General features: G+C 77.4%; 1 protein-coding gene. It reads right to left on the bottom strand.

Annotation, left to right across the window (positions count from 1 at the left end; all coding sequences use genetic code 11):
* Positions 1-27: 27 nt before the first annotated feature.
* Positions 28-822: hypothetical protein (locus CCN42_RS37825; protein ID WP_086741778.1), on the bottom strand; the 795-nt coding region annotated here is incomplete at its 5' end.

Genomic DNA, 822 nt, shown 5'->3' with positions numbered 1-822 from the left:
TTTTCCCGAGATCTCCGGCGGCCTCGATCACCGCCCCGGCGACCGGGCGATCCCCACCGCCCGCTCCTTCTCCGCCACCCCCTCCAGCCGCAGCGTCACCGTGCTCCGGCCGGTCCCGTGGGTCCACAGCAGCGTCGGCCCGGCCGTGCGCTGCTTCCGGGTGAAGGGGGCGCCGTCCGCGTCCACCAGCCACAGCTCCAGCAGATGCGGCTCCGCGAACCACAGCCCGGGATCCGGCGCCCCGTCCTGGCCCGTGGCGCCGAGCGGCACCCACTCCGGCTGCCGCGGCACGGTCTTCACGAAGCCGACGTCCAGCCGGGCCGGATACTCGTCCAGCCGGATCGTCCCGCCCTGCGCGCGCCAGCACAGGCTCACCAGGAAACGGCCCCTCGGCCCGGCGGTCACCGTCACCGCGTCCGGGCTGCCCAGCGCCGCCGGGACCAGCGGCCGGAAACCCGCCCGCCGTCCCGCCTGCGCGAGCGACAATGGATCGCGGCCGCAGCCGGGCACCCGGGCGCCGGGCGAGGGCGTCGCCGACGGGTCGTACCGCACCTCCACCCCGCCGAAGCCGAACCAGTCGACGACCGCGGCGCGCACCGGGGGCGTGAGCGCCAGCACCGTCAGCAGCCCGCACAGCGTCGCGGTCAGCGCACGCCACCGCGCCCGCGACCAGCGGCGCACCGCCCCCAGCCGCCCGGCTGCGCGGGGCGGCTCGGGCACCGGGACAGGCACCTGCTCCGCCAGTATCTGCGCCAGCACCCGCTCGACCATGGTCTCGGCGCCGTCCGCCGCACCGGGCGAGTCCAGCGACCTGCCGAGGGC

Source organism: Streptomyces glaucescens, from assembly GCF_002154375.1.
Taxonomy (GTDB): Bacteria; Actinomycetota; Actinomycetes; order Streptomycetales; family Streptomycetaceae; genus Streptomyces; species Streptomyces glaucescens.
This window is presented reverse-complemented; position numbering and strand designations above follow the sequence as displayed.